The sequence below is a fragment of the Streptomyces sp. Y2F8-2 genome (genome assembly GCF_014905555.1).
Taxonomy (GTDB): Bacteria; Actinomycetota; Actinomycetes; order Streptomycetales; family Streptomycetaceae; genus Streptomyces; species Streptomyces cynarae.
This window is the reverse complement of the sequence record NZ_BNGS01000002.1, coordinates 974,803-995,813: the sequence shown is the minus strand read 5'-3', so window position 1 is coordinate 995,813 and position 21,011 is coordinate 974,803. Positions and strand designations below refer to the sequence as shown.

The window sequence follows — 21,011 nt, the reverse complement described above, 5'->3', positions numbered from 1 at the left end:
GGGGTACGCCACCGGGTGGCGGGAACTACGGCTTCACCGACCGGTAGTACCGCCGCGCGCCTTCGTGCAGTTCCAGCGGGTCCGTGTAGATCGCCGTGCGCAGATCCACCAGCTGCGCCGCGTGCACCTGAGCGCCGATGCGGTCGCGGCTGTCGATGACCACGCGGGTCAGCTCGTCGGTCAGGTCGGGGTTCATGTCCTGACGCGTGACCAGGAGGTTGGCGACGGCCACGGTCTGCACGGAGACGCCCTGCTGCGCCTCTGGATAGGCGTCGGCCGGCATCACCGCGGCCCGGTAGTAGCGGGAGGCGCCGCCCTGCGCGTGCAGCTTCGCCACCAGGTCGCCGCCGATCGGCACCAGCCGGACCGGGAAGTGCTGCGACAGATCCGTGATCGCCCCGGTGGGCAGCCCGCCCGACCAGAAGAAAGCGTCGATCCGGTGCTGCCTCAGCAGCCCGGGCATCGTCCCGATGCCGTCGGACAGCGACGTGATGTCCTTCTGAGGATCCAGCCCGGCCGCCTTCAGCACATGCTCCGCGATCAGCCGCACCCCGGAGCCGCCCGGCCCGACGGCGACCGTGAGGCCCTTCAGGTCCGCCACCGACCGCACGGGGGACGAACGCGGTACCACCAGGTGCACATAGTCGTCGTACAGCCGGGCGCAACCGCGCAGCCGGCCGGAGCCGGGCCCGTTCTGAAGCCGGTACGTCTCCACCGCGTCGGCCGCCGCGATCGTGAAGTCCACCTTCCCGGTGGCCACCCGGCGCACGTTCTCCTGCGACCCGTCGCTGTTCTGCAGCCGTACGTCCAGCTGCGGCATGTCCCGGGCGATCGTCTGCCGCAGCAGGGTGCCGTACTTCTCGTAGACGCCGCTCGGGGTGCCCGTACTGAAGGTGACCGTGCCGCTCGGGGACTCCTCGCCGATCGGCAGCAGCCACCACAGCAGCAGTCCGAGGACCGCGCACGCGGCCGCCGAGCCCAGCAGCGCGCGGCGTCTGCCGATACGGGGGAGTGCCTGAAGCATGCGCGCGATCCTGCCAGGCCGCGGCCCCTCTGACCAGGCCGGGACCGACAGGGGGAGGGCCGAGGACGGCTGCTTGCGAACGGTAGGGTCGGCGGATGCGTCCTTCCCCCGCCTCCCTCGTCCGTGAGTTCCACCTCGCCTTCGGTCTCGATGTGCGTTCCGAGCCGACGGAGGTCTCCCCGGAACTGGCCGCGCACCGGGGTGAGCTGCTCGCCGAGGAGGCGGCGGAGGTCGCCGAGGTGTCCGTCACCGGCCCGCTCGACCGGCTGGCGCACGAGCTGGCCGACCTCGTGTACGTGGCGTACGGGACGGCCCTGGTGCACGGCATCGACCTCGACGCCGTCATCGCCGAGATCCACCGCGCCAACATGACGAAGGTCGGCCCGGACGGCACGGTGTCGCGCCGGGCCGACGGCAAGGTGCTCAAGGGCGACCACTACCGCGCCCCTGACGTCTCGGCGGTCCTGCGCCGCCAGGGCTGGTCGCCCGCGGAGGGGTAGGGACAGCACCGCCCCCGGCGTACGGCTCTGCGACCGGGGCCCGACGAGCCCGCCTAAACTGACCCCTTGCAAGGACGAGACGACCCGGTGTGAACAGGAGGCCCACGGTGACGGCAGTCGGCGGTGGTTTCGAGGATCCGTCCGCCGAGGTGCTGTCCCAGGCGGCCGCCGCCTTCGGGCTGTTGGCCTCGCCCGCGCGGCTGCACATCGTGTGGGCGCTCGCGCAGGGCGAGAGCGATGTCACCGGGCTCGCCGAGCGGGTCGGCGGCGCGCTGCCCGCCGTGAGCCAGCACCTGACGAAGCTCAAGCTCGCCGGACTCGTCGGCTCCCGCCGCGAGGGCCGCCGCCAGGTGTACTTCGTCGACGACGCGGACGTCGTGACCGTGGTGCGCCTCCTGGTCGGCCGGCTGACCGACCGTGCCGCCCCGGCCGACGTCCCGGCACCCCGGCTCCGTGGCCTCTGAGACCGCCGCGGCGCCGGCACCCCCGCCCGGCCCGGACCCCGGCGCCGCCGGCCCCACGTCCCTTCAGGAGCTGCGCCGCCTGGAGAGCAGTCTGCGCGGGCTCACCGAGGCGGACGCGGAGGCCCGGCTCGGTGAGGCCGGGGAGAACGTGCTCCCCGAGGCCCGTACGGCCTCCTGGGCCCGGCGCTTCGTCCGCGGGCTGCGCGACCCGTTCACCAGTGTGCTGCTCTGCCTCGGCCTGGTCTCGGCGACCGTCACCGCCTGGGGCACCGCCTGTGTGATCCTCTCCCTCGTCGTGGTCAGCTGCGTCCTGCGCGCCACGGGCGAGCACCGGGCCGACCGCTCCATGGCCGCGCTGCGCGATCTGGTCGCCACCACCGCGACCGTCGTGCGCCGGCCGGACGCGGACCGCGCGCCACGCGAGCGCGAGATACCGGCCGCCGAACTGGTGCCGGGCGATGTGATCCGGCTCGCGCCCGGCGACCTCGTCCCCGCCGACGTACGGCTGCTGCGCGCCGGCGGCCTGACCGTGCACCAGGGGGCGCTCACCGGCGAGTCGGCGCCGGTCGCCAAGAGCGCGCCCGACGTCCCCGGCGCCTTCGGCGGCGGACCCTTCGCCCAGCCCCATCTCTGCTTCCAGGGCAGCAGCGTGGCCTCCGGCAGCGGCACCGCGCTCGTCCTCCGCACGGGCGCCCGGACCAGGTTCGCGCGGGCCCACGGCACGCCCGCCGCGCGGGGGGCGAGCGCCTTCGACCGGTCCGTGCACGGCATCTCCTGGGTGCTGATCCGGTTCATGCTGCTCACCCCGCCGCTGGTCCTCATGGCGGGCGCGGCGCTGCGCGGCCGGGGCCTGCAGACGCTGCCCTTCGCCGTCGCGGTCGCCGTCGGCCTCACCCCGGAGATGCTGCCGGTCATCGTCACCACCTGCCTGGCCCGCGGCGCCTCCCTGCTCGCCCGCAGCCAAGGAGTGATCGTCAAACGCCTGCCGGCGCTGCACGACCTCGGTGCCGTCGACGTGCTGTGCCTGGACAAGACCGGCACCCTCACCCAGGACCGGCCGGTGGTCGAACGCGCCCTGGACGGCGACGGCAAGGACGCGCCCGAGGCGCTGCGCTGGGCGGCCGTCAGCGCCTGGTGGACCCTCCAGCTCGCCGACCTGCCCGCCCCGGACGCCCTGGACGAGGCGATCCTGGACGCGGCCGACGGCGCCTGGGAGGACTGCGAGGGCGTGGCCGCGCTGCCGTTCGACCCGGTCCGCCGACGCGCCACCGCCGTGGTCCGCGGCGGCCTCGGCAGGCACGTCCTCGTCGTCAAGGGCGCCGCCGAGGACGTACTGGAGCGCTGCGCGCTGGAGCCCGCCGAACGTGAGCGCCTGCTGGCACACGCCGCGCGCGAGGCCGGCGACGGCCTGAGGGTGCTCGCGGTCGCCACCGCCGACCGCCCCGCCCGCACCCGCCCCTACACCGCCGCCGACGAACGCGGCCTGACCTTCCGCGGCTTCGTCACCTTCCGCGACGCCCTCGCCCCGACCGCCGCCCGGGCCCTCAAGGACCTCGCCGCCCGCGGCGTCACCGTGCGGATCCTCACCGGCGACCACCCCGGCACCGCGGTCCGCGTCTGCCGTGACCTCGGCCTCGACCCCGGCCGGGTGCGGGCCGCGGGCGCCCCGGACGACGCCGCCGCGACCGTCGTCGCCCGCTGCACCCCCGAGGACAAGGCCCGGATCGTCACCGACCTGCGCGCGGCCGGGCACACCGTCGGCTTCCTCGGCGACGGCGTCAACGACGTGCCCGCGCTGCACGCCGCCGACGTGGGCGTCGCCCCGCGCGACGCCGTCGACGTGGCACGCGAGAGCGCGGACGTCGTCCTCGCCTACAAGGACCTCACCGCGATCGACCACGCCGTCGCCGCCGGCCGTCGCGCCAGTGGCAACATCGCCTCGTATCTGCGCGTCACGCTCTCCTCGAACCTCGGCAACGTCGTCGCGATGCTCGCCGCGGGCCTGCTGCTGCCCTTCCTGCCGATGCTCCCGGCCCAGGTCCTCGCCCAGAACCTGTGCTTCGACGCGGCCCAGCTCGCCTTCGCCTACGACCGGCCCGCGGCTCGGGCCCTCGCCCGGCCCACCGTGCTGCGACCGCGTGACTTCCTGCGCTTCATCACCGGCTTCGGACTGCTCAACGCGGTCGCCGACCTCGCCACCTTCGGCGTCCTGGCGCTCGCGCTGCACGGGCCGGACGCGCTCGACGACGACGCGGTGTTCCACTCGGCGTGGTTCACGGAGAACCTGCTCACCCAGGCCCTGGTGATGGTGCTGCTGAGGTCCGGCCGGCGTGTCGCGGAGGGGCGCGCGCCGGGCCCGCTCGGACGGGCCGCGGCCGGTCTGGTCGCCGTGGGGCTGCTTCTGCCGCTGTCCCCGTTGGGCTCCCTGCTCGGCCTGACCGCGCTGCCGGTGACGTACCACCTGCTGCTCGCCGCCGTCCTCGCCCTGTACGCGCTCGCCCTGTGGGCGGTCAAAGCGCGCTACGAACGGCGGTCCGGCGCGCAGCGCTGACCGGCCGGTCGGGTTCTGTCGGTTTCCGCGCGATCCGTCTTCGGATCGGTTTCGCCGCCGACCGCGGGTTGTACAGTTGCGCAACGTAGCAACCAACATGGCACGGGCGAGCGGCGAGAGGCGTCCTCGGCCGACGCGAGGAAGGGCGGGCGCGTCATGCTCCGTAACGGACTGGAACCCTGGCACCTGCTGATCGTGGCGATCGTCGTCATCGTGCTGTTCGGCTCGAAGAAGCTCCCGGACACCGCCCGGGCGCTCGGCAAGTCGATGCGCATCCTCAAGAGCGAGGCGAAGGCGATGAAGGACGAGAACGCGTCCGCGCCCGCCGCCTCCGCGCCCACTCCGGTGGAGCCGACGGCCGTGCGGACCTCCGCGGAGACGGCCACGGAGCGGCCGTCGGCCGCTGCCGGCTGAAGGCCGCGCCCGTCAGGGGCTGGCGCTGTCGTAGCCGTAGGCCAGCGGCTCGCTGTTCACACCCAATTGGCGCCGGTAGACGTACAGCGCCTCCACGCGTACGCCGTCCGCCGGGGACTCCACCCGGCATGGGTACGTCACCTGCAGCACCGAGGGCCGGCCCGCGACCTGCATGCGCAGGCCGTCGGCCGGCCCTCCGGCGAGCACCGCCGTCTCCCACTTCGTAGCGACATGAAGATCCATGCCTGAACTTTAGAGTTGCGCAACCGCTGAAGTGTTGTGAGGTGCGCCACTGGTCCGGCGCCGGACCGTCCGGCGCCGGACGCTCGGGCGGCTCGCCTGCGATCAGCTGTTGGCGTTGAGGACGGGGTAGTAGCCGTTCGCGTGCCCGGTGGCGGTCGGGTGGTACGACTCCCAGCTCGGTGAGGCCACCAGGGAGTGCAGCCAGTCGTCGCCGGAGCACAGCTCATGGCCCTTGAAGGTGGTGCGCACATCGCCGAAGACGAAGCCGTGGGCGGCGGCCCGGCCGGCGATGACGCCGTCCAGGACGTCCGCGGCCTCGTCGATCTTGCGGTGCTTGGTGTCGCTGAGGCCGACGCAGAAGACGTCGAGGGTGTACATGTGCGGGTAACCCAGCACGACCACCTTGGCGTTGGGCGCCTTGGCGCGGATCGCGTCGTAGGTGGCGTCCAGGCGGGCGGGCAGGATGTTCCGGGCGTAGCTCTCGGCCTGGTCGACGCGGTTGACGCAGTCGGCGTCCGAGCCGGTCACACAGGTGGTCATGACGTCCGAGAAGCCCGCGTCATTGCCGCCCACGGTGAGCGAGACGAGCCCGGTGCCGGAGTTCAGCGGGCCGAGCTGGCCGCCCGTCACATCCGTGGTGGCCGCGCCCGAGCAGGAGGTGTCGGCGAACGAGGACGGCGCGTGGGCGTTCTTCCACAGGTAGGGGTAGGCGCTGAAGCTGCGGTGGCAGCCGGCGCTCGAACTGTCGTAGTTTCCCGCGCCGTTGCCCGCCGAGTACGAGTCTCCCAGCGCGACGTACGCGGGTCCGGCGGCATGCGCCGGACCGGTGAGTACCAGGCTGAACATGATCGCGAGGCTCAGCGTGGCAAGGGCTGACAGCGACTTGATGCGTCTCACGAAACCTCCCAGAGCGGGAAAGCCGGCTCTCATGTGGTACAGCGGGCAACCACTCATGGGAAGTGTCCATGTCAATAATTCTCCCCGTATAGGTGTGACGTTCAGGGTTTGAGGGGGCCTTGGATGCAGATGCCCGGTTCTTCGTCCGTGGCTCTGCGCCCCTGGGCAAGCAGTCGTGCACTCGGCGGCAATCCCCGGCGGGGCACCCGCCCTAGCGTGACCGCGTTCAGTCGTGCACCCGGCCATCCCGAAACGAGGAAGCAACGCATGCCGTACATCACCGTGGGCCAGGAGAACTCCACCGACATCGACCTCTACTACGAGGACCACGGATCCGGACAGCCGGTCGTCCTCATCCACGGATTCCCGCTCGACGGCCACTCCTGGGAGCGGCAGAGTGCCGTGCTGCTCGAGGCCGGCTACCGCGTGATCACCTACGACCGCCGTGGTTTCGGGCAGTCAAGCCAGCCGACGACCGGCTACGACTACGACACCTTCGCCGCCGACCTGAACACCGTGCTGGAAACCCTCGACGTGCGGGACGCCGTCCTCGTCGGGTTCTCGATGGGCACCGGCGAGGTCGCCCGCTACGTGTCCACCTACGGTTCCGCCCGGGTCGCCAAGGTGGCCTTCCTGGCCTCGCTGGAGCCCTGCCTGCTCAAGACCGACGACAACCCGGACGGTGTCGCCCCGAAGGAGTTCTTCGACGGCGTCGTCGCGGCCGTCAAGGCGGACCGCTACGCGTACTACACGGACTTCTACAAGGACTTCTACAACCTCGACGAGAACCTCGGCACCAGGATCAGCGAGGAGGCCGTCCGCAACAGCTGGAACGTCGCCGCGGGCGGTGGCTTCTTCGCCGCGGCCGCCGCGCCGTCGACCTGGTACACCGACTTCCGGGCCGACATCCCGGCCATCGATGTGCCTGCCCTGATCCTGCACGGTACGGGCGACCGCATCCTGCCCGTCGAGGGGACCGCGCGGCCGTTCCACAAGGCGCTCCCGTCCGCCGACTACGTCGAGATCGAGGGCGCCCCGCACGGCCTGCTGTGGACCCACGCCGAGGAGGTCAACCAGGCCCTCCTCGCCTTCCTGGCGAAGTGACCCGACGTGAGCCGGGCCGCCGTGACGAAGGCGGCCCGGCTCACGCATGTCTCCGGCCGGTGTCCGACGCTGCCCACTCGGGGTCGGACGGAGCGCGGCCCGCCCACGTCGGGCCGGAGTGGGCGCTGGTGGGCAAGCTCCCCTGCACGCACAGGCATGGCGACCGTCCGACCGGTGCCTACATTTCTGGAACCCACACAGTTGCCGGAACGAAGAGGCCCCCATGCAGTTCGGAATTTTCTCGGTGGGGGACGTCACCCCTGATCCGACCAACGACCGTACTCCGTCGGAGCACGAACGCATCAAGGCGATCGTCGCCATCGCGCTGAAGGCGGAGGAGGTCGGCCTGGACGTCTTCGCGACGGGCGAGCACCACAACCCGCCGTTCGTGCCGTCCTCGCCGACGACGATGCTCGGCCACATAGCCGCCCGTACCGAGAAGCTGATCCTGTCCACCGCCACGACACTGATCACCACCAACGACCCGGTGAAGATCGCCGAGGACTACGCGATGCTCCAGCACCTCGCGGACGGCCGGGTGGACCTGATGATGGGGCGCGGCAACACCGGCCCGGTGTATCCGTGGTTCGGGCAGGACATCCGGCAGGGGATCAACCTCGCCAAGGAGAACTACGCCCTGCTGCGCCGGCTGTGGCGCGAGGACGTGGTGAACTGGGAGGGCAAGTTCCGCACGCCGCTGCAGGGTTTCACGTCCACGCCCCGCCCGCTGGACGGCGTTCCGCCGTTCGTCTGGCACGGCTCCATCCGCTCCCCGGAGATCGCCGAGCAGGCCGCCTTCTACGGCGACGGCTTCTTCCACAACAACATCTTCTGGCCCGCCGACCACACCAGGCGCATGGTCCAGCTCTACCGGCGGCGGTACGCCCACTACGGGCACGGTCGCCCCGAGGAGGCCATCGTCGGTCTCGGCGGGCAGGTGTTCATGCGGAAGAACTCCCAGGACGCCGTACGGGAGTTCCGGCCGTACTTCGACAACGCGCCCGTGTACGGGCACGGGCCGTCCCTGGAGGAGTTCACCGAGCAGACCCCGCTGACGGTGGGCTCTCCCCAGCAGGTCATCGAACGCACGCTGTCCTTCCGTGAGACCGTCGGCGACTACCAGCGGCAGCTGTTCCTGATGGACCACGCGGGGCTGCCCCTGAAGACCGTGCTGGAGCAGCTCGACATCCTCGGTGAAGAGGTGGTGCCCGTGCTGCGCAAGGAGTTCGCGATCGGCCGCCCGGCCGACGTGCCGGACGCTCCCACCCACAAGTCCCTGCGTTCCGTCCAGGAGGTGTCCGCCGCATGAAGCTCGTCGCCGTGTCCGCGGGGCTGAGCACCCCGTCGTCCACACGCCTGCTCGCCGACCGGCTCGCCGAGTCGGCCCGCGGTGAACTCGCCGCCCTGGGCCACGAGGTGGAGACGGGGGTGATCGAGCTGCGGGAACTGGCCGTCGCCGTCGCCAACAACCTCGTCACCGGCTTCCCGTCGCCCCAACTGGCCACCGCCGTCGACGCGGTGACGGGCGCCCACGGCCTGATCGCCGTGACCCCCGTGTTCACCGCCTCCTACAGCGGGCTGTTCAAGTCCTTCTTCGACCTGATCGACCCGGACGCCCTCACCGGGAAGCCGGTCCTGATCGGGGCGACGGGAGGCACGGCCCGCCACTCCCTGGTCCTGGAGCACGCCCTGCGCCCGCTCTTCGCCTACCTGCGCGCGGCCGTCGTCCCCACCGCGGTGTACGCGGCGTCCGAGGACTGGGGGTCCAGCGGTGACGAGTACACCGAGGGACTGCCCGCGCGCGTACGGCGGGCGGCCGGCGAACTGGCCGCCCTGGTGGCCGCCCGCCCTGCCGAGAAGACACCCGAGGACGACATCACCGCGCTCGAACGGCAGCTCTCCGACCTGCGCTTCGACTGAGACGGACCGGGGGTGCGGTCCGCGGCCGCCGGCGTCCGGGGCTCACCCGTCCGGCTGGAGCTTCTCCCGCAACTGGCCACGGGAGGTGATCCCCAGCTTCGGATAGATCCGGTACAGGTGCGCTGCGACGGTGCGGTGGGAGAGGTAGAGCTGCTGGCCTATCTCCCGGTTGGAGAGCCCCGTCGCCGCAAGCTGCGCGATCTGCAGTTCCTGCGGCGTCAGCAGCTCCCAGGGGGCGTGATCGCTCTGGGCGCCCCCCTTGTCGGGCACACCCGCCTCGCCGGCGGAACGGAGTTCCTGGCAGGCCCGCTCGTACCACGGTCGGGTCCCCAGCGAGGCGAAGCACTCCCTGGCGATCCGCAGGGGTACCCGGGACTCCATGACCCGGCGCCTACGACGCAGCCATGCGCCGTGGGCGAGCAGGAGGCGGGCCCGCGTGAAGGGATCAACGGAATGGTCCAGAGCGAGCGCCGACCGGAACGATGCCTCGGCGTCCTCGTCGTCGGCCAGAAGGGCGTGCGCGAACCCGAGGTTCGCCCGGATCATCCGCGCCGTGGTGGCCGCGGCCGCCGCGGCGAGAGGACGGAGGACGCCGCGCGCGGCGGCCCTGTTCTCGTCGCTCACGGCGGCCTCGGCGAGCACCGGGATCGCTACGGTCTGGAGATATGGATGGTGCGCGGGGTCCGCGGGGTCGAAGACCCGCCACACACAGGCGAACGCCTCCGCATGACGGCCGGCCGCGAGCCCGATCAGCCCTCGCGTGATCTGGATGAAGGCGAGGTTCGACGGGTTCGCCAGGGCGAGTGTCTGGCGTTCGGCCTCCTCGATGGCGGTCTGCGCCGTCTCCAGGTCACCGAGCACCGCCGAGAAGTGCGCTTTCGCGATGAGTGCACCGGTGAGCCAACGGGCCTGGACGGTCTCCTCCGCGAGCCGGATGGCCTCGGCCACGCTCGGCAGGCCCGACTCCCGGTCCACGATGTGCGCCGAGGCGAACGACAGCGACACCAGGGTCTGCGCCAGCAGCCCCAGCCGCCCCTGGGCCCGCAGACCGGCCGCCGCGTGCCGGAGGAAGCGCACCGCGTGGTCGTATCCGCCCATGGCCGTGGCCGCGGCACCGAGCGTGGCGGCGGCCAGGGCGTCGTAGCCGCCCTCGCTCTCCAGCCGCTCGAACCGCTCGATCACCGTCGCGCCACGCTCCAGCGGGGTGGCGAAGGCCAGGACGTACAGGAGGTCGGGGTGCAGTTCCGGCACCGGCAGCCGCTCGGCCGCGGCCACCACACGCTCGCGCAGAGCAACCCCCGGGTCGAACCACCAGCATCGTCGAGCGGCGGCCCGCAGAAGCCGGAGCGCGAGTTCGGGATCACCGGCGGACGCCGCCTCCTCCGCCGTGGTGATGAGCAGGCGCAGACGCGGCACGCTGGTCGACACATCGATGTCGAAGCCCTCGCCCACCAGTACCGTGCGCGCCCGCTCCGGCACGTCGGCCGCAAGCGGTGCCGCCGACTGCACAAGGGCCGCAGCCTGATTCGTCCTGCCGAGTTCGAGGGCCAGTTCCGCCGCTTTGACCAGGCGCTTTCCCATGCGCGACGGGTTCTCGCCGAGCGCGATGGACCGTTCGAGGGCCGCCAGGGCCACGGCCGGCGCACCCCGTGCCTCCGCTCCGGCAGCCGTCCGGTCCAGTTCCACGGCTACGGATTCGTCCCGTCGGCCCGTGGCCGCGGCCCTGTGCCAGGTCCGGCGGTCGGACTGACCGTCCAGGACCGCGGCCAGTGCGTCGTGCGCGGCGAGGCGCTCGGCGAGCGAGGCGGCCTGCAGCACCGCCGACCGCACGAGCGGGTGGCAGAACCGGATCCGGTATTCGTCCGCCGTGACCAGGCCGATGTCCGCCGCGGGAGACAAGGATTCCGGCGATATGTCGAAGCCCGCCAGTACCGAAGCGGCCGCGAGGACCTCGCCCAGCGCGCCGTCGTCGTCGGAGGCCGCGACCAGCAGCACGCTCCGCGTGTCGGACGGCAGGTCGAGCAGCCGGGAGGCGAATGCGCGTTCCAGACGTGAGGTGAGGGGAACGGCTGAGGAGGTCAGGGCCTCGGCCGAGGCTTCGCGCTCGCGCAGCGCGGCAGGAAGTTCGATGAGGGCCAGAGGGTTGCCCGCGGCCGCGTCGAGCACCCGGTGCCGGAGCGGGGGTTCCAGCCGCGGCTCCACGGCGTCCAGGAGCGCCCCGGCATCGACCGTGGTGAGGGGGTGGAGCCGGAGCTCGCGCAGCGCGAGGGTGTCCAGGCATGTCGGGTGCCCGTCGCGGATGGCCAGGAGCATCCCCAAGGGCTCACGGCCGAGGCGCCGGGCGATGAACGCGAGAACGTCCAGGGTCGGCGGGTCGAGCCACTGCACGTCGTCGACAATGAGCAGCACGGGCGCATGGGCGGCCGCTTCGCCGAGCAGGTCGAGCGTAGCCAGGGCGATCATGAAAAGCTGTGGGGCATGCCCCGTGGGGGGCGCCTCGGTCATTCCGAAGGCACCCAGGAGCGCCTCCGCCTGTACCGGCGGCAGACCTGGAACCCGGTCGAGCATCGTCCGCGTCAGCTGGTACAGCCCGGCGAAGGGCAGATGGGTCTCGGCCTCCACCCCTGACGCGGTGAGTACGGTGACACCCGAGCGCTCCGCCCGGTGCGCGGCCCACGACAGGAGCGCGGACTTGCCGATGCCGGGAGCGCCGCGCACCACGAGCGCCCCGCCCTCCTCGGGCAGGCCGTCGACGAGCGCGCCCAGAGCCACCAGTTCGTTGCTCCTGCCGAACAGTTCGTTGTCCGACACCCGGTAACCCCCAGCAGCGCGTCTGATCAGCGAAAACATTCTAGGTGGGACATGGGGGCGGGGCCGGGCGGGGAGAACCCCGCGTACGCCGAGCCCCTCGATCACAGTCAGTTCGCAGTCATTGTGCCGATGCCGCCAGAGAAAGACGATCGGAGCCTCGATGAGCAAGTGTTTGAAAATTTGAAAGGTCTGAACCATGACGGCAGGCGCACCGCAAGCCGGCGAGGACGGATTCGCCGGCCACGTGCTCACCACGACTACGGTGCCTACCCCGCAACGACGGACCTACTGGCGCGAGGCCCTGTCCCGTACCTTCGGCGCCGTGGACATGTCGGTCCCCGACGAGGTGCACTCGGGCACGATCCGCACGGCACCCCTGGGCCGGCTTCAGGTCACCACGGTGGACGGCGATCCGCTGGAGGCCCGGCGGACACGGCGGCTCATCGCCCGGGGTGACGAGGACGAGTACGTGGTCGTGAAGCAGCTGACCAGAGGGGGCGCCCGACTGGAGCAGGACACCCGCGACGTGGCCCTGCGAGCCGGGGAGGTCTTCATCTACGACATGGCCCGCCCGGTCCGGCTGATCCTTCCCGAGCGCTTCCAGACCAAGTCACTCGTGGTGCCGCGCCAGATCCTGGGCCTGACCGAGTCGGACCTGCGGCAGATGACGGCGTCTCCCCTCCGCTCCGGCACGGCACTCGGCGGACTGCTGTCCGTCCTGGTGTCCCGGCTGGCGGACACCGCGGGATCGTACCGGCCGCACACGGGCGAGTTGCTCGCCCGTAACGTCCTGGACCTGCTGAGGGTCCTGGCCGATGAACGACTCGGCAGGAGCTGCGAGGAGACACCTGGCGGCGATGCGGCGCTGCTGCTGCGGATCCGGGAGTTCATCGGCCGGCACCTTGCCGATCCCGACCTGACCCCGGAGGTCATCGCCCGCGCTCACCACATCTCCGTGCGCTACCTGCACAAGATCTTCGAGGGCGAGGACACCACGGTCAGCCGCTCCATCCAGAGCCGCCGCCTGGAGGCGTGCCGGCAGGATCTGGTGCGCCGGGAGGCCGCACATCTCACCATCGTCGCGGTGGCCCAGCGGTGGGGTTTCACCAGTGCCGCCCATTTCAGCCGGGTGTTCCGGGCCGCCTACGGAATGTCTCCCAGCGAGTGGCGCGAAAGCCAGAGGCGGTAGTCGCGCCCCTTACGAAGTCGTGGACGACGCCCTGGTCGAGCACGGCCGTGGTCGGCACTGCGGCGCGCAGTCTGGCCGCGTAGACGCTGTCGACGGCTTTCCGCCCCTCGACCGGGTCGATGTCGTGGAGGAACGGAGGGTTCGCCGTCGCGTCGGCGAAGGCCTGCGCGGCCGCTTCCGGGACCGGCTTGACGGGGGACATGCTGCCTCTTCCATGTGCATGACGTGCCGCGTAGGCGGCCTCACCCCGCCACCCTGGCAAGCAGCCTGCTCAGAGGCATCAGTATGTTGACCGTCCTTTTCCGGCGGCAGCACGAAGTGGCGCGTGACCGGCCGTCCGCGCTGCCCGGGGAGGGCGCGTCAGTCCCGGTCGGCCAGGGGTTCGTTGAGTGAGCGGCCGCCCTGCCTGGTCGCAGCCACCGTGGGCGGGCATCTTCGGCTCCGTCTCCGCACCCCGGATCTAGCGGATTCACGCGATGTGCCGACCGACGCCCGTCGGCAGGGTGTGCATAGAGCACACCGGCGGAAGGGCGGAGATCATGTCGACGGACCCATCGACACCGAGACCCGGGGGGCAGGTCTCCGACACCGTCCACACCACCGATGCGGTGCCCACCGGCCAAAGACCGGCGTACTGGCGCGCAGCGCTGTCCCAGACGTTCGCCCCGGTTGCCGTCGCCGTCCCCGACGAGCGCTGCTCGGGAACCATCCGCACGTCCCGGTTGGGTCATCTGCGGGTCGCCACGGTGGACGGCGATCCCATGTCGGTGCGGCGGACTCCGCAGCTGATCGCACCGGACCAGGAGGAGCACCTGGTCGTCACGCTCGTGGTGCGGGGTGTCGCCGGAGTCCTGCAGGACGCCCGCGAGGCACACGTGCATCCCGGGGAGATCGTCCTCTGCGACACGGCACGGCCGCTACGGATGGAGTTCCCGCATCCGTTCCAGACGAAATCCCTTGTCGTGCCGCGGCGGCTGCTGGGCCTGGAGGAGTCCGACCTGCGACGGCTCACCGCGACACCCATCCGCCCCGACACGACGGCGGGCTCGCTGCTGGCACCCTTTCTGGCCCAGCTCGTCGACGGTGCGGCGACGTACCCGTCGGCCACCGGCGTGGCGTTGGCCCGCCACGTCGTCGACCTTCTCGCCGTCCTGATCGAAGAGCGACTTCATCAGCAGGCGGGTGACGCGCCGGGCGCGGCCGGGGAGATGCTGGCGCGCATCCAGGTGTTCATCGACCGGCACCTCGCCGATCCGGATCTGGCGCCGGAGACCATAGCCCGCGCCCACCAGATCTCCGTTCGCTACCTGCACAAGCTGTTCCAGGCCGAGGACGTCACGGTCAGCCGGTGGATCCAGCGCCGCCGGCTGCAGGAGTGCCGACGTGTCCTCGCCCGCCGGGATGCGGCGGGCCGGACCATCGCCGCGGTGGCCCGGCAGTGGGGTTTCACCAGCCCCGCCCACTTCAGCCGGGTGTTCCGGGACGTCTACGGGATGTCACCCGTCGAGTGGCGGGACTCCGCGGTGAGGGCGCCTCGTATCGGCGTGCCGGCAGCGTGACTCCGCCCGGCCCTGCCGACGCTTTCGCCGGCCGCGTGGCCGACGTCACTCGTTCCCTGTACCAGATGCACTGAGCTGTCGTTTTTGCGATAGTGGGCCTTCCGGCTCGTCGTCCGCGCCTGCCGGAGCCGTCGTGACGGAACCGGCAGCCGACGCCGAAGGTGCGGAGGTACCGGTCGGCGTGGGACGAGCCCGGCTTCGGCCGGCGGGTGCGGACTGGAGGGGCGTGCGTGGCGGGGTCAGGCGGATCGCTGTCCCGAAGCGGTCTGCGCGGCCGAGAGGCAGAGCTCGAAGAGCTGCGGACACTGATCGCCTCGGTGGCCCGCACCGGAAGCGGCGCGCTGACCCTGATCCGGGGGGAACCGGGCATCGGCAAGACCACGCTGCTGCTCGAGGCGGTCGCCACGGCCAGGGCGGCAGGGTTCTCGGCCGGCCTCGGCAAAGCCGATGAACTGCATCACATCGTGCCGCTCTCGTCGTTGGCCGCCTGCGTGCTGCACGGCGATGAGCCGCTGCTGTCCGGGGACACCTTTGCCGATCTCGCGCGCCATCATGACCGGCGGATCTGGCTGGTGGAGCGCCTGGCGGAGGCGATCGAAGTCAGAGCCGGCAGCGTGCCGGTGCTCATCGCCCTGGACGACGTGCAGTGGGCCGACCCGCTCAGCCTGTTCGCCCTGAAGCAGCTTCCGGCCCGCCTGCGGACCTCGCCGGTTCTGTGGATGCTGACCGGGCGGCAGGGCCCTCCCGGTCCGGTGGAGGAGATCGTCGCGGCCGCGGGGGACGAACTCCCCACGGTGACGGTTCCGTTGGGCCCGCTGTCCGGAGCGGCCATCGGCCAACTGGCCGGCGACACCCTGGGAGCAGCCGTCGACGAGCGGGTGCGGGAGCTGCTCGACGGAGCCGGCGGGAACCCGTTTCTGGCGGTCGAGATGCTCGTCGGACTGCGGACCGCCGATGCCTCGGGCGAGTCCGTGCCCCCGGGGCTCGTGGTGGGTGTGCGCGGCAGACTCAGGTCCCTGCGGCCCGAAGCACTGCGCTTCCTGCAGGTGGGAGCGGTGCTGGGGCGCAGATTCGGCTTCGAGGACGCCGCAGCGCTCCACGGCCGGCCGTCCGCCACGTTGATCGGGGCGCTCGAGGAGGTGGTGCGCGCCGGACTCCTGGACGACGACGGCGACCAACTGGTCTTCCGGCATGATCTGCTGCGCCAGGCGGTCTACGTGGACATCTCGCCGTCGGCCCGGAAGGCTCTGCACCGGCAGGCCGCCCACCGCCTCGTCGCCACGGGCCACCAGCCCATCGACGCGGTGTCGCACATCCTCAGGAGCGCACAGCCCGGGGACGAGGAAGCGGTGGCGCTGTTGCGGCGGGCCGCTGACGACGTACTGCCCGTCACGCCGGGCCTCGCGGCCGACCTGATGACGCGGGCCCTGGAGTTGGTACCGGCCACACGGCCGCTGAGGTTCGACGTGGGGGAGCAGGCGCTCATGTGCCTGACGCGGGCCGGCAGGAACCGTGAGGCACTCTCGACCGGCGACCGGTTGCTGGCCGGCCGGCCACCCCTGGAGGCGATCGGCCGGCTGCAGGCCGCCCTCGGCGGGACGCTGTGGAACCTGGATCTCGCCGAGGAGTTGCGCCGCCGGGCCGAAACGGCCCTCGCCGTGGGGGGCGCCGCCCCCGAGGTGGAGGCCAGGCTGGCCGCCCTGCGTGCGCTGGCCCTGTCCCGGAGCCATGATCTCGGCGGAGCGCGTGAGGCCGGCGAGAACGCGCTGCGTGCGGCCATCGCGATCGGTGACCGGGAGGCGCACGTCCTGTCCCTGTTCGGGCTCGGCGAGATCGCGCTCAACGCGGGGGAGAACGCCGTCGCACTGGAGCGCTTCACCGCGCTCAGCGCCGTGGACTCCGCGTTCCTTCCCGAAGAGATCGTGGCGTACCAGCACCTGGACGACTACGAGTCCGGTGAGCGGCTGCTTCTGCGGGCGGCGGACGATGCCGGGTCCTCCCGTGAGGCCATGTTGCTGTGGGCGCAGGCTCAGCAGCATCTGGGCCTCGGCAGGCTCGACGACGCCGAAGCCGACTTCGTGACCATGGAGCGCCTCGAAGACGAAGTGCAGGTCCCCGTCCAGCAGGTGAACGCTCGCGTGATCCGCTCCCGTATCGCGCTGCTGCGCGGCGACGGGGACGCGGCGCGGCAGCACCTGGCGGCGGCACGGGAAAGACTGGCGACCAAGCCGAATCCGGGCAACACGGCCGCGGTGCGCTTCCTGGAAGCGGTCCTCGCCGAGGACGACGGGGACATCGCGCTCGCCGTCGACAAGATCAGGCAGGTGCAGCAGGAAGGTCCCTTCATGCGCTGGCGGCTGCTGCGCACCTGGGTCGACTCGGCGGTACGCATGGCCCTGCGAGGCGCGGACCACGGACTCGCCGAGGATCTGGCCGCGCAGGCCGAAGCCCACGCCGAGCGCAATCCGGCCGTGCCCACCGCCACGGGTGTCGCGGCGCAGGCCCTCGGGCTCCTGAAAAGCGATCTCGCCCTGCTGGAGCGGTCCGTCGATCTGCTCGAGGCATCCCCTCGCCCGCTGGTACGGGCCGCCGCCTGCGCCGACCTCGGAAAGGCGCTGCTGGCAGTGGGCCGGAAACCGCAGGCCGTGGCCGTCCTGACCAAGGCCCGTGCCGCGTTCGCAGCGTCAGGCGCGCACGCCGCGACGGCACGCGTACTGCGGGATCTCGAGGGTGCGGGGGCCGCAAGCCGCAGGGCGGCGAGCAGGCAGCGGCCCGTCCAGGGATGGGAGGCGCTGACGGCCTCGGAGAAGAAGGTCGCGCGCCTGATCGCCGAGGGCCACACCAACCGGTCGGCCGCAGACCTGCTCGTCGTCTCCCCGCACACGGTCAACACTCATCTGACGTCCGTCTTCCGGAAGCTGTCGGTCAACTCCCGCGTCCAGCTTGCCAACATGGTGATGGCCTTGCGCGACGACTAGGGCCTCTCGTCTGGATCAATCCGGCCTGGTCCAGACGGAAGACCCTGCAGACGACTGAGTACCACCACAGACGGAGACGGAGACGACCGGGCACCACTGGAGGCACCTGGAACGGGCCTGTTGGTACGTTCACGCGATGCCGGCGCCGCCCGAACGCGCTTGGCTGGGGCCAGACCCACTCGGAGGCCACCCACGTGCGACACACCCTGGCACCGCCGACCGTCGTGCTCGTGCACGGTGCGTTCGCCGACGCCTCGTCCTGGGCGGGGGTCATCAGCCTCCTCCACGCCGCCGGACTGACCGTGCGCGCCCTGGCGAACCCGCTGCGCGGCCTGGCGGAGGACGCCGCCTACATCCGGAGCGCGGTGCGCCACATCGAGGAACCGGTCGTGCTCGTCGGCCACGGCTACGGTGGCGCGGTCATCACCGAGGCCGCCACCGACACCGACAACACCGTGGCGTTGTGCTACGTCGCGGCGTTCGGCCTCGACGCCGGAGAGTGCCTCCTCGACATCACCGGCCGCTTCGCCCCCATGCCGTCGACCGACGCCACCTCGACCGCCGCTCTCCCCGCCCTGCTCGGCGCCGGCCAGGAGAGCGAGCTGTACATCCGCAAGGAACGTTTCCCGCAGCTGTACGCCGCCGACCTGCCGCCCCGCGTCACCAGCGTGCTGTCCGTGACGCAGCGCCCGATCGCCCGTAGCGCCCTGACCGGTAGATCGGGCCCGCCGGCATGGGCCTCCAAGCCGTCCTGGTACGCCATCGCGGCCGCCGACCGAATGCTCAACCCCACTGCTCAGCGCTTCATGGCACAGCGCATGGCGGCCACCGAATACTTACTGGACGCCTCGCACGCCGCGGCTCTCTCACAGCCCGGCGCCGTGGCGGCGATGATCCGGGAAGCCGCAGGACACAGCACTGATCGCGACGACGGCCGAAAACCTCGGCGTACCTTCTGATCAGGTCAAGACCAGGTCAATGAGGTAATGTCCCCGCTCGAACGGGAAGTCGCCGGAACGGACCTTCTCCTCGGCGACGCGGACGCCTGGCCTTCGCCCCCAGGCTCCCACCGGCCGAGTCGCCGGGGGTGCCTTGGTTCCGCCTTCGCCTCCCGAGGACGAAACTCCGGCGACAGATGTCACTCGGAAGGCACCACCATGGTTTCACCCGCCAGAACGTCGGCACGGCGGATCACCGCCCTTGTGGGAACGGTCGCTCTCGCTCTGGCTGCCACCGGGTGTGCCGTCGGTTCCGGATCCGGATCCGGATCCGGAACCGCCGCGGGCAAGGTGGCCTCCATCACCGCGCTCGACTATTACACCGACACGACCGAACACGCCCAATGGGGCGAGCGCCTCACCGCCTGCGGCAAGGCCGCCGGCGTAGCGGTCGAGCACAGAAGCGTCCCCGGGGCGTCGCTCGTCCCCAAGGTGCTGCGGCAGGCGTCGTCGCGGACCCTTCCCGACCTGCTGATGCTGGACAACCCCGACCTTCAGCAGATCGCGCAGACCGGCGCGCTCACCCCCCTGGACCGGTACGGCATCGACTCCGGCGGCTTCACCAAGGGCATCCTGTCGGCGGGCACCTACCAGGGGAAGGTGTACGGACTGGCGCCCACCGTCAGCACGATCGCCCTCTTCTACAACAAGGACATGCTCGCCGAGGCGGGTGTCGCGGTGCCGAAGACCTGGGACGAGTTGAAGGCGGCGGCGGCGAAGCTGACCCGCCCGGGACGCTACGGGATGGCGGTCGACGCGAACGCCACGTTCGAGGGCACCTGGCAGTTCCTGCCCTTCCTGTGGTCCAACGGCGGGGACGAGAGGCGACTGGACACCCCGCAGGCCGCGCAGGCACTCCAGCTGTGGGTCGACCTGGTGAAGAGCGGATCCATGTCGAAGTCCGTACTGAACTGGACGCAGGCCGATGTCCACGACCAGTTCGTCGCGGGCAGGGCGGCCATGATGGTCAACGGCCCCTGGCGGATCTCCGAGCTGAACCAGGACAAGAACCTGCACTGGGGTGTGGTCCCCATACCCGTCCGTCAGGCGGGGCAGACCCTTGTCACACCGCTCGGCGGCGAGGTGTGGACGGTCCCGCAGACCGCGTCCAAGGCCCGGCAGCAGAAGGCCGCCCAGGTACTCGCCTGCCTGAACGACTCAGCGAACATGCTGGCCCTGGCCGAGCAGTACTTCACCGTGCCCTCCCGCACCGCGGTGGCGTCCCGGTACGCCGAGCAGGTCCCGTCGATGGCCCCCTTCGCCCGGAGCGTCGAGAAGGCCCGAGCCCGTACCGGCGAACTCGGCGTCAAGTGGCCCAAGGCGGCGACCGGGATCTACACCGCGATCCAGGCCGCTCTGACCGGCGAGCAGACACCGCAGGAAGCACTTCGGCATGCGCAGCAGATCGCGACCGGTTCCTGACGCGGAAGAGGCCGCGCACGGCAGGGCCCGGGCTGCGGCCCGGGCCCGCTTCTGGGAGCCGGTCTCCCAGTGGATGTTCCTCGTGCCCGCGGTGACGTACCTGCTGCTGTTCTTCGGCTACCCGATCGTCAAGAACGTCGTGATGAGCTTCCAGCAGTACACGACCACCACCTTCTACACCGGTGCCGCGCCCTTCGCGGGGCTGCAGAACTACACGAAGATCCTGTCCTCGGACCTGTTCCCCAAGGCCTTGCTGACGACGGTCCTGTTCACAGCCGGGTCGATAGCCGGACAGTTCCTGGTCGGCCTGGCCCTCGCCCTGTTCTTCCAGCGCCGATTCCCGCTCGGCGGCGTTCTGCGGTCGCTGTTGCTGCTGCCGTGGCTGCTGCCGCTGGTCGTCTCCGGGACGACGTGGAGGTGGATGCTCGACACCGACGACAGAGTCGTCAACAAGGCGCTGCGCGAGCTCCACCTGCTGTCGTCCGGCATACCCTGGCTCACCGGCACCTCACAGGCGCTCGTGTCGGTGATTCTCATCAACATCTGGGTGGGCATCCCGTTCAACACCGTGATCCTGTACGGCGGCCTGCAGGACATTCCCGCGCATCTGTACGAGGCGGCGAAACTGGACGGCGCCGGTGCGGTGGCGTCGTTCCGCCATGTCACCTGGCCACTGCTGCGCCCCGTGGTCAACGTCGTCCTGGTGCTGGGCGTGGTCTACACCGTCAAGGTGCTGGACCTCATCCTCATCGTGACCGGCGGAGGACCGGCCGACGCCACCGAGACCCTCGCCACCCGGTCCTACGAACTGTCCTTCCAGCAGTTCGAGTTCGGGCGCGGCGCCGCGATGAGCAACGTACTCGTCGCCGTCTCGCTCGTCTTCGCCTTCGTCCATCTGCGCGCCCACCGGCGCGCCCGGCACATCTGAGAGGGGATC

Annotated in this window: 17 protein-coding genes; 13 read left to right on the top strand and 4 right to left on the bottom strand. The window is 71.3% G+C overall.

Annotation, left to right across the window (positions count from 1 at the left end; translation table 11 throughout):
* Window positions 1-25: 25 nt before the first annotated feature.
* Window positions 26-1,024 carry a TAXI family TRAP transporter solute-binding subunit gene (locus SY2F82_RS09775; protein ID WP_200418563.1) on the bottom strand — a complete coding sequence of 333 codons (999 nt, stop codon included), beginning with the start codon at window positions 1,022-1,024 and terminating at the stop codon, window positions 26-28.
* A gap of 95 nt (window positions 1,025-1,119) precedes the next feature.
* On the opposite strand from SY2F82_RS09775, the gene SY2F82_RS09770 reads away from it, so the two are divergent.
* From SY2F82_RS09770 to tatA, 4 genes are all read left to right on the top strand, one after another.
* Window positions 1,120-1,524 (top strand): MazG nucleotide pyrophosphohydrolase domain-containing protein, encoded by a 405-nt coding sequence (locus SY2F82_RS09770; protein ID WP_200418562.1) that lies wholly within the window; start codon window positions 1,120-1,122, stop codon window positions 1,522-1,524.
* Between the two features lie 107 nt (window positions 1,525-1,631).
* Window positions 1,632-1,988, top strand: coding sequence for a metalloregulator ArsR/SmtB family transcription factor (locus tag SY2F82_RS09765; protein WP_200418561.1), 357 nt, complete (start codon window positions 1,632-1,634; stop codon window positions 1,986-1,988).
* Window positions 1,978-4,539 (top strand): magnesium-translocating P-type ATPase, encoded by a 2,562-nt coding sequence (gene mgtA / locus SY2F82_RS09760; protein ID WP_236041299.1) that lies wholly within the window; start codon window positions 1,978-1,980, stop codon window positions 4,537-4,539. The genes SY2F82_RS09765 and mgtA overlap by 11 nt, the downstream gene beginning before the upstream one ends.
* A gap of 156 nt (window positions 4,540-4,695) precedes the next feature.
* A complete protein-coding gene (gene tatA / locus SY2F82_RS09755) occupies window positions 4,696-4,953 on the top strand; it encodes a Sec-independent protein translocase subunit TatA (protein WP_200418559.1) in 258 nt (85 codons plus the stop codon).
* A 12-nt stretch (window positions 4,954-4,965) separates the two neighbouring features.
* On the opposite strand, the gene SY2F82_RS09750 is transcribed toward tatA, so the two are convergent.
* Window positions 4,966-5,196, bottom strand: a complete 231-nt coding sequence (locus SY2F82_RS09750) for a hypothetical protein (RefSeq protein ID WP_200418558.1) — start codon at window positions 5,194-5,196, stop codon at window positions 4,966-4,968.
* Window positions 5,197-5,298: 102 nt separating this feature from the next.
* A complete protein-coding gene (locus SY2F82_RS09745; RefSeq protein WP_200418557.1) occupies window positions 5,299-6,093 on the bottom strand; it encodes an SGNH/GDSL hydrolase family protein in 795 nt (264 codons plus the stop codon).
* Window positions 6,094-6,360: 267 nt separating this feature from the next.
* Between SY2F82_RS09745 and SY2F82_RS09740 the strand changes: the two genes are divergently transcribed.
* The 3 genes from SY2F82_RS09740 to SY2F82_RS09730 all read left to right on the top strand — a co-directional run bounded on the left by SY2F82_RS09740 (window position 6,361) and on the right by SY2F82_RS09730 (window position 9,117).
* The gene (locus SY2F82_RS09740) at window positions 6,361-7,197 is read left to right on the top strand and encodes an alpha/beta fold hydrolase (RefSeq protein ID WP_200418556.1); all 837 of its coding nucleotides are present in this window, start codon (window positions 6,361-6,363) and stop codon (window positions 7,195-7,197) included.
* A 223-nt stretch (window positions 7,198-7,420) separates the two neighbouring features.
* Entirely contained in the window at window positions 7,421-8,506 is a 1,086-nt protein-coding gene (locus SY2F82_RS09735; RefSeq protein WP_200418555.1) for an LLM class flavin-dependent oxidoreductase, read from the top strand.
* A complete protein-coding gene (locus SY2F82_RS09730) occupies window positions 8,503-9,117 on the top strand; it encodes an FMN reductase (RefSeq protein WP_200418554.1) in 615 nt (204 codons plus the stop codon). The genes SY2F82_RS09735 and SY2F82_RS09730 overlap by 4 nt, the downstream gene beginning before the upstream one ends.
* A 42-nt stretch (window positions 9,118-9,159) precedes the next feature.
* On the opposite strand, the gene SY2F82_RS09725 is transcribed toward SY2F82_RS09730, so the two are convergent.
* A complete protein-coding gene (locus tag SY2F82_RS09725; RefSeq protein ID WP_200418553.1) occupies window positions 9,160-11,928 on the bottom strand; it encodes an AAA family ATPase in 2,769 nt (922 codons plus the stop codon).
* A gap of 196 nt (window positions 11,929-12,124) precedes the next feature.
* On the opposite strand from SY2F82_RS09725, the gene SY2F82_RS09720 reads away from it, so the two are divergent.
* The 6 genes from SY2F82_RS09720 (at window position 12,125) to SY2F82_RS09695 (ending at window position 21,002) form a co-directional block, all read left to right on the top strand.
* Window positions 12,125-13,117, top strand: a complete 993-nt coding sequence (locus SY2F82_RS09720; protein WP_200418552.1) for a helix-turn-helix domain-containing protein — start codon at window positions 12,125-12,127, stop codon at window positions 13,115-13,117.
* Between the two features lie 539 nt (window positions 13,118-13,656).
* Window positions 13,657-14,676: a helix-turn-helix domain-containing protein gene (locus tag SY2F82_RS09715; protein ID WP_200418551.1), complete on the top strand. Its 1,020-nt coding sequence runs from the start codon at window positions 13,657-13,659 to the stop codon at window positions 14,674-14,676.
* A 230-nt stretch (window positions 14,677-14,906) separates the two neighbouring features.
* The gene (locus SY2F82_RS09710; protein WP_200418550.1) at window positions 14,907-17,654 is read left to right on the top strand and encodes a LuxR family transcriptional regulator; all 2,748 of its coding nucleotides are present in this window, start codon (window positions 14,907-14,909) and stop codon (window positions 17,652-17,654) included.
* 194 nt (window positions 17,655-17,848) lie between these two features.
* Window positions 17,849-18,613, top strand: a complete 765-nt coding sequence (locus SY2F82_RS09705) for an alpha/beta fold hydrolase (protein WP_236041298.1) — start codon at window positions 17,849-17,851, stop codon at window positions 18,611-18,613.
* 330 nt (window positions 18,614-18,943) lie between these two features.
* Window positions 18,944-20,074 (top strand): sugar ABC transporter substrate-binding protein, encoded by a 1,131-nt coding sequence (locus SY2F82_RS09700; RefSeq protein ID WP_236041297.1) that lies wholly within the window; start codon window positions 18,944-18,946, stop codon window positions 20,072-20,074.
* Window positions 20,046-21,002, top strand: a complete 957-nt coding sequence (locus SY2F82_RS09695; RefSeq protein ID WP_200418548.1) for a carbohydrate ABC transporter permease — start codon at window positions 20,046-20,048, stop codon at window positions 21,000-21,002. The genes SY2F82_RS09700 and SY2F82_RS09695 overlap by 29 nt, the downstream gene beginning before the upstream one ends.
* Window positions 21,003-21,011 lie beyond the last annotated feature (9 nt).